This is a genomic window from Flavobacterium sp. 38, assembly GCF_057799715.1.
Genome location: NZ_JBYNWZ010000003.1, coordinates 369,533 through 383,542, shown reverse-complemented (window position 1 = coordinate 383,542; position 14,010 = coordinate 369,533). Strand labels below are relative to the sequence as shown.

General features: G+C 35.7%; 13 protein-coding genes. 5 read left to right on the top strand and 8 right to left on the bottom strand.

The window, feature by feature from the left end:
• The 4 genes from pepT to AC3E9W_RS10370 all read right to left on the bottom strand — a co-directional run bounded on the left by pepT (position 1) and on the right by AC3E9W_RS10370 (position 4,904).
• Complete coding sequence (gene pepT / locus AC3E9W_RS10385) at positions 1–1,278, bottom strand: peptidase T (protein WP_488768287.1); 1,278 nt, start codon at positions 1,276–1,278, stop codon at positions 1–3.
• Between the two features lie 119 nt (positions 1,279–1,397).
• Positions 1,398–2,531, bottom strand: coding sequence for a formylglycine-generating enzyme family protein (locus AC3E9W_RS10380; protein WP_306156998.1), 1,134 nt, complete (start codon positions 2,529–2,531; stop codon positions 1,398–1,400).
• A 97-nt stretch (positions 2,532–2,628) separates the two neighbouring features.
• Positions 2,629–3,594 carry a DUF6515 family protein gene (locus AC3E9W_RS10375; protein ID WP_306156996.1) on the bottom strand — a complete coding sequence of 322 codons (966 nt, stop codon included), beginning with the start codon at positions 3,592–3,594 and terminating at the stop codon, positions 2,629–2,631.
• A gap of 86 nt (positions 3,595–3,680) precedes the next feature.
• Complete coding sequence (locus AC3E9W_RS10370; RefSeq protein WP_488768286.1) at positions 3,681–4,904, bottom strand: OprO/OprP family phosphate-selective porin; 1,224 nt, start codon at positions 4,902–4,904, stop codon at positions 3,681–3,683.
• A 235-nt stretch (positions 4,905–5,139) separates the two neighbouring features.
• On the opposite strand from AC3E9W_RS10370, the gene AC3E9W_RS10365 reads away from it, so the two are divergent.
• Positions 5,140–6,174 carry a quinone-dependent dihydroorotate dehydrogenase gene (locus AC3E9W_RS10365; RefSeq protein ID WP_488768285.1) on the top strand — a complete coding sequence of 345 codons (1,035 nt, stop codon included), beginning with the start codon at positions 5,140–5,142 and terminating at the stop codon, positions 6,172–6,174.
• Here the strand turns inward: AC3E9W_RS10365 and AC3E9W_RS10360 are convergent.
• Together AC3E9W_RS10360 and AC3E9W_RS10355 are read right to left on the bottom strand one after the other, a co-directional pair.
• Entirely contained in the window at positions 6,160–6,876 is a 717-nt protein-coding gene (locus tag AC3E9W_RS10360) for a DUF3307 domain-containing protein (protein WP_488768284.1), read from the bottom strand. The two genes, AC3E9W_RS10365 and AC3E9W_RS10360, sit on opposite strands and share 15 nt — an antisense overlap.
• Positions 6,873–7,487 (bottom strand): hypothetical protein, encoded by a 615-nt coding sequence (locus AC3E9W_RS10355; protein WP_488768283.1) that lies wholly within the window; start codon positions 7,485–7,487, stop codon positions 6,873–6,875. The genes AC3E9W_RS10360 and AC3E9W_RS10355 overlap by 4 nt, the downstream gene beginning before the upstream one ends.
• A 314-nt stretch (positions 7,488–7,801) precedes the next feature.
• Here AC3E9W_RS10355 and AC3E9W_RS10350 point away from each other — a divergent pair, with 314 nt between their 5' ends.
• From AC3E9W_RS10350 to guaB, 4 genes are all read left to right on the top strand, one after another.
• Complete coding sequence (locus AC3E9W_RS10350; protein WP_488768282.1) at positions 7,802–8,668, top strand: hydroxymethylglutaryl-CoA lyase; 867 nt, start codon at positions 7,802–7,804, stop codon at positions 8,666–8,668.
• A 78-nt stretch (positions 8,669–8,746) separates the two neighbouring features.
• Positions 8,747–9,298 (top strand): hypothetical protein, encoded by a 552-nt coding sequence (locus AC3E9W_RS10345; protein ID WP_456893623.1) that lies wholly within the window; start codon positions 8,747–8,749, stop codon positions 9,296–9,298.
• Positions 9,295–10,692 carry a DUF5723 family protein gene (locus AC3E9W_RS10340; protein ID WP_488768281.1) on the top strand — a complete coding sequence of 466 codons (1,398 nt, stop codon included), beginning with the start codon at positions 9,295–9,297 and terminating at the stop codon, positions 10,690–10,692. The genes AC3E9W_RS10345 and AC3E9W_RS10340 overlap by 4 nt, the downstream gene beginning before the upstream one ends.
• A 274-nt stretch (positions 10,693–10,966) precedes the next feature.
• Positions 10,967–12,439 (top strand): IMP dehydrogenase, encoded by a 1,473-nt coding sequence (guaB, locus tag AC3E9W_RS10335; protein ID WP_306156980.1) that lies wholly within the window; start codon positions 10,967–10,969, stop codon positions 12,437–12,439.
• Positions 12,440–12,496: 57 nt separating this feature from the next.
• On the opposite strand, the gene AC3E9W_RS10330 is transcribed toward guaB, so the two are convergent.
• Both AC3E9W_RS10330 and AC3E9W_RS10325 read right to left on the bottom strand, forming a co-directional pair.
• Complete coding sequence (locus tag AC3E9W_RS10330) at positions 12,497–12,799, bottom strand: DNA-directed RNA polymerase subunit alpha C-terminal domain-containing protein (RefSeq protein WP_488768280.1); 303 nt, start codon at positions 12,797–12,799, stop codon at positions 12,497–12,499.
• Between the two features lie 32 nt (positions 12,800–12,831).
• Positions 12,832–13,971, bottom strand: a complete 1,140-nt coding sequence (locus AC3E9W_RS10325; protein WP_488768279.1) for an FAD-dependent oxidoreductase — start codon at positions 13,969–13,971, stop codon at positions 12,832–12,834.
• Between the last annotated feature and the right edge of the window lie 39 nt (positions 13,972–14,010).

Genomic DNA, 14,010 nt, shown 5'->3' with positions numbered 1-14,010 from the left:
TTAATTTTTTCTTTTAGATTTTTCTGTCTTATCGAAAATTCCAGGAATCGCTGTCAGTTCAGCAATTTTCACAATAACGTCAGTTGCTTTCTGAATGCTTTCTGCTGGAACATATTCGTATTTTCCATGGAAATTATGTCCCCCCGCAAAAATATTCGGACAAGGTAATCCCATAAAAGACAATTGAGAACCGTCAGTTCCGCCTCGAATTGGTTTGATGATTGGTTTGATGTTCAATTCTCTCATTGCTTTTTCTGCAATATCAACAATATGTTTTACAGGAAGAACCTTTTCCTTCATATTATAATATTGATCTTTCACTTCAGCAATTACAATATCTTCGCCAAACTTCTTCGCAAATTTTTTATTGAATTTCTTCGCGATTTTATGAATAAGCGCTTTTCTGTTTTCGAATTTTTTCTTGTTGTGATCGCGAATAATTAATTCTAAAACCGTTTCTTCGATATTTCCTTTAATATGATGAACGTGGAAAAAACCTTCGTAACCTTTCGTTTCCTGAGGCGTTTCTCCTTTTGGCAATTCATTAATAAAATCATTAGCCAAAAGCATCGAATTGATCATTTTTCCTTTGGCATAACCTGGGTGAACACTTTTTCCTTTAAAAGTAATTTTAGCGCCAGCTGCGTTGAAATTTTCATATTCTAATTCTCCAATCTGGCTTCCATCCATGGTATAAGCCCATTGCGCTCCAAATTTCTCCACATCAAAATGATGCGCTCCGCGACCGATTTCTTCATCTGGAGTAAAACCGATTCTGATTTTTCCGTGTTTAATCTCTGGATGCTGGATGAGGTATTCCATTGCTGAAACTATTTCTGTAATTCCAGCTTTGTCATCGGCACCTAATAAAGTTGTGCCGTCAGTAGTAATGATGGTCTGACCTTTATATTGCAATAAATCTTTAAAGTAGTTTGGAGATAAAATGATGTTTTTCTCCGCATTCAAAACAATGTCTTTTCCGTCATAATTTTCAACGATTTGCGGTTTTACATTCGCTCCGCTAAAATCTGGAGAAGTGTCAAAATGAGAAACAAAACCAATTACAGGAACTTCATGATCAACATTGCTCGGAAGCGTTGCCATGATGTACGCTTTGTCGTCAATAGTTACTTCTTCTAGACCAATTGCTTTTAGTTCTTCAACTAATTTATTGGCAAGATTCCATTGTTTTTCTGTACTTGGTGTTGTTTGTGAATTTGGATCCGATTCCGTATCAATCGTTACATAACTGATAAATCGATCTATGATATGTTGCATTTTTTTGATTTTTTAGCAAATATAGAAAAAAAAATCTGCTGGGAAATTTGGCTTTCAATATCTGAATGAATGAAAAAAGGGATTCTAAAATTGAATCCCTTTCTGTTATGATAAGTTAGTTATTTACTTTTTACGCATCTAAAACCTAAGTGATTGGCTGCAGATCGATATTCTCCTTTTCCTCTCGTTCCAACCATGTAGCGTGTGCAATATTGATCGGTGCATAAAAAAGAACCGCCGCGATGCACTCTTTTGATTTGTGAAGGATCATTCGGATCGTTGTAAGCACTTGGCCCTTGAGGGTTTTTGATCGTTTTTCCGTTTTCTGCTAAGGATTTATAATAATCTACACTATACCAGTCGTGTACCCATTCCCATACATTTCCGGCCATATCATATAAGCCGTATGCATTTGGAGCATATTGTTTTGTTGGAGCAATTCCTTTAAAACCGTCTTCTCCAGTGTCGCCGTCTTTTATAGGGAAATGTCCCTGATAGATATTTGCTTGAAATTTGCCGTCAGGTTTTAAATTATTTCCCCAAGCGTAAAGATTTCCTGTTTTACCGCCTCTGGCTGCAAATTCCCATTCAGCTTCTGTCGGAAGCCTTTTTCCTGCCCATTTCGCGTAAGCTTCGGCATCTTCATAAACCACATGAACAACAGGATAATTTTCTTTTCCTTTAATACTGCTTTGCGGTCCATCTGGATGTCTCCAGTCTGCGCCCGGTTCATAACGCCACCATTGAAGAAAATTATTCAAATTAACTGCAGATGGTGTAGGGGTAAATATAACAGAACCTGTAATTAAATCCTCTTCATTTGCAGTTGGAAATTCTTCTTTTGTTGGTTTTTGTTCCGCAACAGTTACATAGCCTGTCGCTTTTACAAATTTTTCAAATTCTTCGTTCGTAACTTCGGTTTCGTCCATATAATAACCGTCAACGTAAACTCTATGAATAGGAGCTGCATCTTTTGTAACGCCTTTTATACTGCACAAACTCTCGTCTTCTACATTTGAACCCATTGAGAATTCGCCTCCAGGAATCCAAACCATTCCTTTCGGAGCTTTTACAGCAGGTTTGAATTTATTTTCTACAGTTGGCTTAAATTCAGATGCTGTATTAGTTGGCGTTTCATGACATTCTGCGACAACTTTTTTTTCTTCTTTAGCAGCAAATTTGTTGTAACTGTAAGCAATCGAAATAATGGATAATGTAAGCAAAGCAAAAATCCAGAAGGTCTTGTTTTTCATGGTTAATTATTTTTGAACGAATAATGGGTTTGTCAATAGTGGGATAAAATTATAAAAATAACTTTATAATTATACTAATTTTATAGAATTAATAAAACTAACTTTCTTTTTCAACAGACACGACTTCATATTTGTCTTTACCATCCACTTGAACAGGCTGATAGTAAGTTTCTCCAAATTTGATATATTTCACATCTCCAATGGTTACTTCTTCGCCACCTTCTGGCAAACTTTCTACAATTGTTCCTGCTGTAGGAGCTACCACTTTGTAAGTTGATCCGTCTTTTTCGTAATAGGTTCCTCCGTAATAATAATTATTGACGGTTCCTGTATTAACGGTTTGCGCTCCACTCGGAATATTATTTACAGTTCCGCCAACAGGAGCTGGCACTGCCGTATAACCACCGCTGCTAGAAGTGTACCAAACTCCCTGATCATAATGATATTGCTGGCTTTCGACACTAACTACAATCGCTGTTACGGCTAAAGTGGCTACGAAAAATCCCCAAGGATGCCAAACTGGTCCCCAATAATAAGGTCTGTAAGGGTGATAGTAATACGGATGAAAAGTATTGTATCTATAACCTCCGTATACGTAAGGCGGACGAACGTAAGGGCGAGGTGCAGGTCTTACATAAGTGTTACGGTTGTTACGAACATGTACGCTATTATTAACGTTAATGTTTACATTATTTCGGTTTCTGTTTACGGTATTGCCGCTGATATTGGTATTTCTGTTTCCAATATTGTTTCTATTTACCGTATTGTTTCTGTTTACTGTGTTATTTCTATTTGTTGTAGATGGTCTGACCGCTTTATTATTTGAAGTGGCCGGTCTGGTGATCTTCTTGTTAGAATTTGCAGGTCTTGTGATTTTGTTTCCAGAATTATTGGCCGGACGTTTTATGCCTCCGCCATTAGAACCAGGTCTCGTATGCGTTGCTCCGCCGCCACGGTTTCCACCACCATGACGTTGTGCTAAACTGTCAATTGAAACAAGGAAAAATGTGCCGATCAAACACCAAAGTGCTGATTTTTTTACTGTTTTGGATATATTTTTCATATTCAGTGGTTTATATGAATTAAAGTTATGAAAAAAAATGAACGATTTATCGAAATTGATTGAAAGTTTAGCTGTATGATTTTGAATTACAGTGATATATCCCATTGGATTCTAAAACGCCAGCCTTGCTCTAAAGGCAGCGTTTTGTCTTGAAAACTAAAATAGCTTACTTCTGAAGTAAGTTTGTTTTTATGCCCTTTAAAAAACCAATTAAAAGCCAATGTAGATTCGTCTTGTCTATTTTGTCTAATCGAATTATCTGGTCGGTATGCTGCATGTCTTCCTGCCATTTCTAGTTTTTTTGGCCACCATTCGAAAACATTATGGAAAAAATATCCAGCCTGAACGTAATATCCTTTCATGACGGTCATTTCATCATTATTGTATTTGTCGATAATCTCTTTAGTATGCCATTCACTCTGCCAAGAAAAACCACGAAACATAAACGCGGTTTCCAGATTCCATTGATTGACTCTATACTGACCAGGCAATCCATCTTCAAAACCATCAAGAGAGCCTCCGCCGGCTTGAGAAAATCGAGTATAAGGGCTTCGGTTGGTCACTGCGGAGAAAGCAATTATAGGAGTTGGTTTTTCGTGAAATTCTAAATCGCAGCCTTCAAATTCAAGAGATCTACCTAAAAAGTTCCATTGTGCTCTTCCGAAATACATTAAATGATTGTCGTCATTGGTAGTGCTTCCTCGTCCTGTTCCTGTCAAAGCCGCAGCCCAATAATTAAAATCGGCAATTCCAGTTCCTTTCAAATGACCGTAAACTTCAACTCCGAGCTGTCTGTCTACCGTAAAAGGGCGGTTAATTAAGGATCGGTCAACCATCTGCTGTTCACCGCTGCTGATAAAACGTTCGCGAGTAAATTCTGTTTTCCATTGTCCAACTTTAAAACTCAGCCAATCCCACTTTTCAATCATAAGTCTGAAATCAAGTAAATTGGACTGACTTAATTCGTATTCCCAATAATATTTAAGCCAAGGTTCAAAAGCATGACCGCCAATTTTAAGTCGCGCACGATTAATTTTAAAAGTCGTTTTAGCATCTTGACTGTAATCGTCATACGTTAGAGGATCGGTATCATTTGGTGTTGAAAAACGAAACTGAAGTCGGCTTGCCAATTGAAAAAGAAATTTTTTGTCTCGAGTTTCCAGTTCGATTCCTTTATTGCCATAACGCACATTCATCAATTTAGTAGTGTCTTTTTCTTGTTGCGCAAATCCGTCTAATGCGAGTGCAGAAAATAAGGCTAAGAAAACCAGTTTAAAAAAGCGATTTGATTTATTCTTTTTGAATAACATATAGCGATCATTAAATAGTATTTAAAAGTAGCTAATATCTGTATCAGAGCAATCTGTCCACAAACCAAAACAGGTTTCATATTATAATTTGCAACAAAAAAGTATGCAATTGGCGGTGTTAATTCTTTTATTTAGGAATTGAACAAAATAGAAATTATTTGTTTTTGGAAATAAGCACCTTTTTAAACTATAATATCTAAATTTGCAGCTGAAAAAATAACACAACACAACTCTTATGTATAAATTGATAATTCGTCCGATACTTTTTTGTTTTGATCCTGAAAAAGTGCATTACTTTACTTTTTCTTTTGTAAAATTCATTTCAAAAATCCCTGGAGTTTCGGCAATTATAAGATCAATTTATGAAGTAAAAGACGCTCGATTAGAAAGAGAAGTCTTCGGAATTAAATTCAAAAACCCAGTTGGACTTGCGGCAGGTTTTGATAAAGATGCCAAATTATATAAAGAACTAGGCGATTTTGGTTTTGGTTTTATTGAAATAGGAACGGTAACGCCAGTTGGACAAGAAGGAAATCCGAAAAAACGTTTATTCAGACTAAAAGAAGACCAAGCGATTATCAACCGAATGGGATTTAATAATGGAGGTGTTCTAGAAGCTGTAGAGCGTTTGAAAAAGAATTCGGGTGTTTTGATTGGAGGAAATATCGGAAAAAATAAAGTAACCGATAACGAAGATGCAGTTAAGGATTACATCATTTGTTTTGATGCGCTTTTTAACAATGTTGATTATTTTGTAGTGAATGTGAGTTCGCCAAATACACCAAATTTAAGAGCTTTACAAGATAAAAAGCCTTTGACAGCTTTATTGCAGACTTTGCAGAATAGAAATGTTGAAAAACAAAAAACAAGTTCTCAAAAAGTAAAACCTATTCTTCTTAAAATTGCTCCAGACTTAACAGATGAGCAATTATTAGACATTATTGATATTGTAAAAACAACTCAGATTGCTGGTGTAATTGCAACAAACACTACTATTTCTAGAGAAGGTTTACAATCTGCAAACCAATCAGAAATGGGTGGTTTGTCTGGGAAACCATTAACAAAACGTTCTACAGAAGTAATCCGTTTCCTTTCAGAAAAAAGCAATAAAGCATTTCCAATTATTGGAGTAGGAGGAATTCATTCTGCAGACGATGCGATTGAGAAACTAAATGCAGGTGCAAGTTTAGTGCAGTTGTACACTGGTTTTATTTATGAAGGTCCAGCTTTAATAAAAGCAATCAACAAAAAAGTTTTAGGGCAATTGTAAAAGTAGCGCCTGAATTACAAGGCCGACAATTATTGCAATTCCAAAACTGATTAAAGTTCCAATCATTACATATTCTGTAAGTTTTCGGTCTTTGGCTTCTTTTAGATCTCCGAATCTAAAAATAGATTTAGCGGCCAAAAGAAATCCGATTGCTTCAAAATGAGCGGTAAGAATAAAGCAAACCACAAGAAGACGTTCTAGAATACCAATATAATTTCCTGCATTGGCAAGAGAAAAATCTTGATGGCTATTTTGGCTTTCTGGACTCCAGATCGAAATAATGGTTTTGATAAAAATCGAAGTTGGTTTGGTAATCAGTAATAATCCTGTTATTAGAATCCAGAATTCATTATCAGACCAGAAATTTATGATGCTTTTGTTTTGATATAGCAATACAATTCCAATCAGAATTAAAATATGAGCAATTTGGTCGACAACAAACCAAGTGCGTTTGGTTTTCTTTTTCTGAAAATTCAGTTTAATGAGATCAATAATTCCGTGTGTAACAGCAATTAAAACAGCATACGGTATAAAACGGATTTCTCCCGCCAGAATTGCAGCTAAAACTCCATGAAGCAAAATATGAACATATAAGTAAATGCTTTTATGTTTTTTAGTTTCTTTATCGGCGACCCAAGAATTGGGTTGCCAGATAAAATCTCCTAATAAATGAGCGAGAAGCAGTTTTATAAATAAGATCATGAGGCTGTAAGTTGTTTTATTTGTTTTCTAAAATAGCGGTCTAAATTCATAACCAGATCAAACTGCGCGCGCTTTTGTCTTCGACTCACAGCAGCTTGGTTTATCCCGAGTTTTTGTCCTAATTCTTCCTGAGATAATGTAGGGTTTTCAATAGCCAAAGCAACAAATTCGGCAGATTGAACCAGCCAACTGTCCATAAATGTTAATGCCAGCTGCAGCATTAAATTCAGATTTTCATCCAAACTAAAATCTCCCGTTCGCATGGCCAAAGTAACTTTCTGTTTTTTTAAAGTTTCAAAAAGTTCTCCCGAATTAATAAAAGCAGAACCATTACTTTCAGATATTCGTTCGGCATTATGTGTTTTATCTCCAAAACCAATGCTCATGCGTGCATCAGATTTTATGGCTCTCAAATGAGCTTTTACCAAAATAGCAGTTAGCAGCGCATCTTCGGGATTGGAAACTTCAATTTGAAATTCATCCCCTCGATACACTTCCCACTGGCTCGGTGTTTTGCCCAATGGAACTAAGATTTTTTTCAAATCTTCTACCCAATGTTCCGATTTTTGCTGTCTTGAACCAATTATATCGCCTGTAATTACACTAGTCATAACCAAATATAATTAAAAAATAATAAACTTTCTATTACAAATATAAGTAATAAATTTTATTATTACGTTTTTTGGTAATAATTTACAATATTACATTTTTTGGTAATTAATTGTAAAATTACGGTTTAATGTAATATTATATTAAATGTACTGTAGAGGCGAACTGCAGTGCGTCTCTACAAATACACGATGTATATATTGCATACGCATCCAATCTAATTAAATGAACTTATATTACTTATATGGTTTTAAAAAAAACATAATTTTTATTTCAATAAAAAGAAACTAACTTAGCCTTTACAAAAGAATAAGCTTTGAGTAAAGAAATCAAAATCATCGAATGTCCTCGAGATGCCATGCAGGGCATTAAGACTTTTATTCCGACAAAAAATAAAGTTACTTATATACAAGCTTTATTGCGAGTTGGCTTTGATACCATCGATTTCGGAAGTTTTGTTTCTCCAAAAGCTATTCCGCAAATGCAGGATACTGCAGCCGTTTTAGAACAGCTTGATCTTTCTCAAACTACTAGTAAACTGCTTGCAATTATTGCGAATACACAAGGTGCAATAGCAGCATCCAATTATGAGCAGATTCAACATTTAGGTTTTCCTTTTTCTATTTCTGAGAACTTTCAGATGCGTAATACGCACAAAACCATAGCCGAATCTTTGGTAACGCTCGAAGAAATTCTGGAAGTTGCCGATAAGAAAAACAAAGAAGTAGTAACGTATCTTTCTATGGGGTTTGGAAATCCGTATGGAGATCCATGGAATGTTGAAATTGTCGCAGAATGGACAGAAAAACTCGCTGGAATGGGCGTGAAGATTTTATCGCTTTCCGATACTGTCGGAACTTCTACTCCAGATGTTATTACCTATTTGTTTTCAGATTTGATTCCGAAATATCCAGAAATTGAGTTTGGCGCTCATCTTCATACCACACCCGAAAGCTGGTTCGAAAAAATCGATGCAGCGACAAAAGCAGGCTGTACCCGTTTTGATGGTGCTATTCAAGGTTTTGGTGGTTGCCCAATGGCGACTGATAAATTGACGGGAAATATGCCGACAGAAAAATTGGTTTCGTATTTTACTGCCAACAAAAAAATAACAGGACTTAATTCACTCAGTTTTGAAAGCGCTTACAACGAAGCTTCGAAATTGTTTGGAAAGTTTCATTAAAAAACTGTTATATTTTCTTACCTTAGATAATCATTGTAAACATAATGCGTTACATTTAGTATCGATATAAATATTGTCATGAGATCACGCTCCATCAGTAAAATTTTCAGCATATTTTTTTCCGTTTTCCTATTGTTTTCTTGTTCCAGCGAGTTAGATTTCGATCAGGTAAATGATTTTAAGCTAGAGCCCGTTTTTGTAGCCAACCTAGCTTATTTTGATATTCCTGCAAATAAACTCGTAGACGATGGAGGAACCAATATCTATCCTGACGTAAGAGATTTTGATATATTTAAGGATAAATTTTTTAACGAACGTCTTAAAAAAGCTGAATTTGATTTTGAAGTAGAAAATAATATAAATCGTGCTTTTATCATCAATATGATTCTGCTTAATGCAGAAAATCAGCCTTTGCAAACCATATCTTTTGCAGTTCCATCTTATAAAGGAACACCAAATGTTATAAAATACCCAACAGAAGTTTTTGAAAACACGCGATTAGATCTTTTAAAACAAACCCAAAGAATTGGTTTTGTGGTAATTATTACTGCAGGGCCTCCATTAAACAGTGAGAGTTTAGGAAATTTAAAATTAAGATCAAGTGCCACTGCTTATTTAGTAATCGAATGAGAAAAACGCTAATTCTTTGCTTGTTTTTTCATCTTTCATGTTTTGCACAAAACAGAGAGCTGTTATATAATTTTACCTCAATTCCGCAGTCTTCACTGGTAAATCCAGGAGCAGATGTTTCGTACAAATATTATTTCGGATTTCCTGTTTTATCTGGAATTTCAGCCAATGTGGGCTCCAGCAGTTTTTCTGCCTACGATCTGTTTGCAGACAATGGAGTCGACTTCAATCAAAAAGTTCGAAATGTTATTAATAAATCATCTAGCCGAGATAAAGTCGTAACCAACCAGCAATTGGAGTTATTTTCTGGCGGATTTAGAGTAGGAGGAAGAGACAGTAAATCTTATGTTTCGTTTGGCGTCTATCAGGAATTTGATTTTTTTATGTTTATTCCAAAAGATCTGGCTTTGCTAGCTTTAGACGGGAATAGAGATTATATCGGAAAATCGTTTAATCTGGGAGATTTGAATATGAAGGCTGAGGTGCTTTCTGTTTTTCATGTCGGTTTTCATAAAAAAGTCAATGATAAATTGGTGCTTGGAGGGCGCGCCAAAATCTACTCGAGCGGTGCAAATGCTACTTCGACAAAAAATTCAGGATACATTTATACAGGTCAGCAGGCAGGAACTCCAAATCTTTATAACCAAGTTATTTCTTCCAATTTAGAATTAAAAACTTCTGGATTATCTAGTTTTACAAAAGATGAATACGAAGGAAATATTGCTCAAGATCTTGTTAATAATACTTTTTTTAACGGAAGTTTAGGTTTTGGTGTAGATGCCGGAATTACCTATTATATAAAAGACAATCTGCAGTTTACGGCAAGTATTGTCGATTTGGGATTTGTGAGGCAAACCAAAGATATCGAAACACTTACCTATAAAGGAACTTATCAATACAATGGAGCAAATCCAGACTTTTTTAGTTTAGATGATCCTGAAAATGTTTTTGATGAATTCGACAAAGCCATTCCTAGAGATACGCTTTATAATAAATATACCACTTGGCGTCCGACAAAAATTTATTCTTCCATTCAATATTCTTTTGGCGAGGCACGTCCAGACGATGAATGCAACTGCCGTGGCAGCGTCGAAAAATATTATAAAAATGCTGTTGGACTTCAGCTTTTCGGAATGTCTGCTCCGCGTGAGCCTTTAGTTGCCTTGACTGCTTTTTATAGAAGAAATATTTTTAGAAAATTAGATGTGAAAGCCACTTATACTTTCGATACATTTTCGAATAAAAATATCGGTTTAGGACTCGCAGGAACACTCGGGCCAGTAAATATTTATGCACTCGTCAATAACATCTTAGAATATAAAGATATTTCTAAAGCCAGCAGTGCGTCATTTCAGCTCGGAATTAATTTTGTGTTCCAAGACAAAGACGATTGAATTTATGAATATTATTAGAAGCTATTTCCAGCTGTCCATTACAAGCACTCGAGCCAAAAAACTTTTTTTCAAGATTTAAAAAGAGCTTCCGCTGGTCGCTTTTTTAAATCAGAAAAAAATGTTTTTTGGCTTTTCGTGGCTTTCCATTTGCATCTGGGCTAGGGGTGTATTCTTTGTAAGATGATTCGTGTAAAATCAATTTTATGAATAAGTTAGTACTCAAGTTAGCAATTTATTCACTATATTTGCACGCAATTCAACTAGAAATTGCAACATGATAGCACACAACTCCAAGATTATCGGCGAAGGTTTAACTTACGACGATGTATTATTAGTACCTAACTACTCGAATGTGCTTCCCCGCGAAGTGAGCATTAAATCAAAATTCTCAAGAAACATTACATTAAACGTTCCGATTGTATCTGCTGCTATGGATACAGTTACAGAAAGTGCAATGGCAATCGCTATGGCACAAGAAGGCGGAATTGGTGTTTTACATAAAAATATGACAATCGAACAGCAAGCAGGAAAAGTTCGAAAAGTAAAACGTGCAGAAGCTGGAATGATTATCGATCCAGTAACGCTTCCTTTAACTTCTACAATTGCAGATGCAAAAAATGCAATGAAAGAATTCGGTATCGGCGGTATTCCAATCGTTGACGAAAACAAAATCTTAAAAGGTATTGTAACCAATCGTGACTTACGTTTCGAAAAAAATGGTGCAAGACCAATCATTGAGGTTATGACGAGCCAAAACTTAGTTACTGTTGCCGAAGGAACTTCATTAGAGCAAGCAGAAGTAGTTTTGCAAGGTCATAAAATCGAAAAATTACCTGTTGTAAATGCAAATAACGAACTAGTAGGTTTAATTACCTTTAGAGATATTACCAAATTGACTCAAAAACCAATTGCTAATAAAGATAGCTTTGGACGTTTGAGAGTTGCTGCTGCTATTGGAGTTACTGGAGATGCTGTTCAAAGAGCAGAAGCTTTGGTTGCTGCAGGTGTAGATGCCATCATTATCGATACAGCTCACGGACATACAGAAGGTGTGGTGAATGTATTGAAAGAAGTAAAATCAAAATTCCCTCAAATTGACGTAATTGTTGGAAACATCGCAACTCCAGAAGCTGCTAAATATTTAGTAGAAAGCGGAGCTGACGGAGTAAAAGTTGGAATCGGACCTGGTTCTATCTGTACAACTCGTATCGTTGCTGGTGTTGGTTTTCCTCAATTCTCTGCAGTTTTAGAAGTTGCTGCTGCAATTAAAGGAACTGGAGTTCCAGTTATTGCTGACGGTGGAATTCGTTATACAGGAGATATTCCTAAAGCAATCGCTGCAGGTGCTGACTGTGTAATGTTAGGTTCATTATTAGCTGGTACAAAAGAATCTCCAGGAGAAACGATCATTTTTGAAGGAAGAAAATTCAAATCGTATCGCGGAATGGGATCTGTTGAAGCAATGCAAACAGGCTCTAAAGACCGTTATTTCCAAGATGTTGAAGATGACGTTAAGAAATTAGTTCCAGAAGGAATCGTTGGACGTGTTCCTTACAAAGGAGAGTTAAACGAAAGTATGCTTCAGTTTATTGGAGGTCTTCGTGCTGGAATGGGATACTGTGGTTCAAAAGATATTCCGACTTTACAAGAATCTGGACGTTTTGTTAGAATCACTTCTAGCGGAATCACAGAAAGTCACCCGCATAACGTAACTATTACAAAAGAAGCTCCAAATTATTCTAGATAATTTTAAGCTTTCGAGATAAAAACAAAAGGCGTAAGAATTTAAATCTTACGCCTTTTTTTATTTCTTGTTTTCTTTAAAACTTAATCCATTCTTTCTTAATTCTTCCGAAAGTTTTGGCAAACTGCTTGGTCCAATTCCATGTAGGGATAAAATTTCTTCTTGTGTATATTGAGATAAATCTTCCGCAGTTTTAATATTCTTGCTTTCTAAAGCTCTTCTTGCCGGCGCTGATAAAACAGATAAAAGTCCAGATTTTGGTTTTCTTTCTGCTTCGCAAATAGGGCAAGTAGGGCAGTCGCTCGTTTTAATGTAGTGATGCCCTTTTTTACAGGTTCTATTATTTTTAGAATCCAAATTCATTTTGAATTTTTTATCTAAGTTAGTGTTTTTTGTTAAAAACGACTATTTAGAATATCTTCAGCCACAATATCAGAATGCAGTAAATCTTCCATTTTCTTCGTCATACGCTGCGCTTCTAGAGCATAACCAAACATTTTTTTCTCATAATTTTCAATGGCTTCGTCAATTGTATTGAATTTTCCATTGGTTAAATTTTCCGTCAAGTGAAAAGCATCAAATAAGCCCATATTTACACCTTCGCCTGCAAATGGAGGCATTAAATGTGCTGCATCGCCCACGAGAGTAATATTTGAATGTTCTTTCCAAGGTTCTTCTAAAGAAAATAAACGTAATGGCAAACCAGAAAAATCGGTTGATTTAGCAAAGAATTTTTTATAATCGTCGTTCCAATTTTCAAATTTTTCATTCAAAAAAGAAATTACAGCTTCGTTATCTTCAAAATTGATTCCGTTATTTAAAATCCAATCTTCATCGGCTTTAAAAGAAACTCCAAAGTGAACAGAACCGTCACGCATGGTATGAGTGTAAAACATTTTATGTTCTCCCATTGCCATCACATTCCCGTTTCCGTATTTCGGTTTGAATTCTGAATAATCCAAATCTGGATTCGAAATTTCTCCCTGAATAATATAGGTTCCAGAAAGTTGAGGCTCTTGATCACTTACAAATTTTCGCGCATTCGATCTTCCGCCGTTTGCTACAATTACAAAATCGGCAGTTGTTTTTGTGCCATTTTTGAATTCTAAAACATATTGATTTTCAGATTTTTCGATATTAATTAGCTGACTATCCCAAACCACTGTATTTTCTTCAAGATTGTCCAGCATAATTTTTCTCAAATCATTGCGGTCAATTTCTGGACGAGAAAAAGCGTTCGTTTCATCAGGCATTTCGTCAGAAGTAATATTTCCGTCCATGTCCGCCATTTTTTCGCCCGTTGGTCTCGCGTACTTATAAAATACATCCATTAATCCTGCTTTCTGAATTGCATATTGTCCCGAATCAGAATGAATATCTAAAGTTCCGCCCGATGTTCTTGCTTGGGCATTTACGTCTCTTTCGTAAACAGTGACATCGGCGCCATTAATTTGTAGAATTCGTGCAGTTGTTAATCCGACTGGCCCGCCGCCAATTATGGCTATTTTTTTGTTTTCTATAATTGAGTTTTTCATTTTAATGAAATTATATTGTATTTGAATTATGAATTATGA

Coding starts and splice junctions, on each gene's coding strand:
- AC3E9W_RS10360 (WP_488768284.1), bottom strand. CDS start 6,876: ATGATCTTATTTATAAAACTGCTTCTCGCTCATTTATTAGGAGATTTT.
- AC3E9W_RS10380 (WP_306156998.1), bottom strand. CDS start 2,531: ATGAAAAACAAGACCTTCTGGATTTTTGCTTTGCTTACATTATCCATT.
- AC3E9W_RS10370 (WP_488768286.1), bottom strand. CDS start 4,904: ATGTTATTCAAAAAGAATAAATCAAATCGCTTTTTTAAACTGGTTTTC.
- AC3E9W_RS10375 (WP_306156996.1), bottom strand. CDS start 3,594: ATGAAAAATATATCCAAAACAGTAAAAAAATCAGCACTTTGGTGTTTG.
- AC3E9W_RS10345 (WP_456893623.1), top strand. CDS start 8,747: ATGAGATCACGCTCCATCAGTAAAATTTTCAGCATATTTTTTTCCGTT.
- AC3E9W_RS10365 (WP_488768285.1), top strand. CDS start 5,140: ATGTATAAATTGATAATTCGTCCGATACTTTTTTGTTTTGATCCTGAA.
- pepT (WP_488768287.1), bottom strand. CDS start 1,278: ATGCAACATATCATAGATCGATTTATCAGTTATGTAACGATTGATACG.
- guaB (WP_306156980.1), top strand. CDS start 10,967: ATGATAGCACACAACTCCAAGATTATCGGCGAAGGTTTAACTTACGAC.
- AC3E9W_RS10325 (WP_488768279.1), bottom strand. CDS start 13,971: ATGAAAAACTCAATTATAGAAAACAAAAAAATAGCCATAATTGGCGGC.
- AC3E9W_RS10330 (WP_488768280.1), bottom strand. CDS start 12,799: ATGAATTTGGATTCTAAAAATAATAGAACCTGTAAAAAAGGGCATCAC.
- AC3E9W_RS10340 (WP_488768281.1), top strand. CDS start 9,295: ATGAGAAAAACGCTAATTCTTTGCTTGTTTTTTCATCTTTCATGTTTT.
- AC3E9W_RS10355 (WP_488768283.1), bottom strand. CDS start 7,487: ATGACTAGTGTAATTACAGGCGATATAATTGGTTCAAGACAGCAAAAA.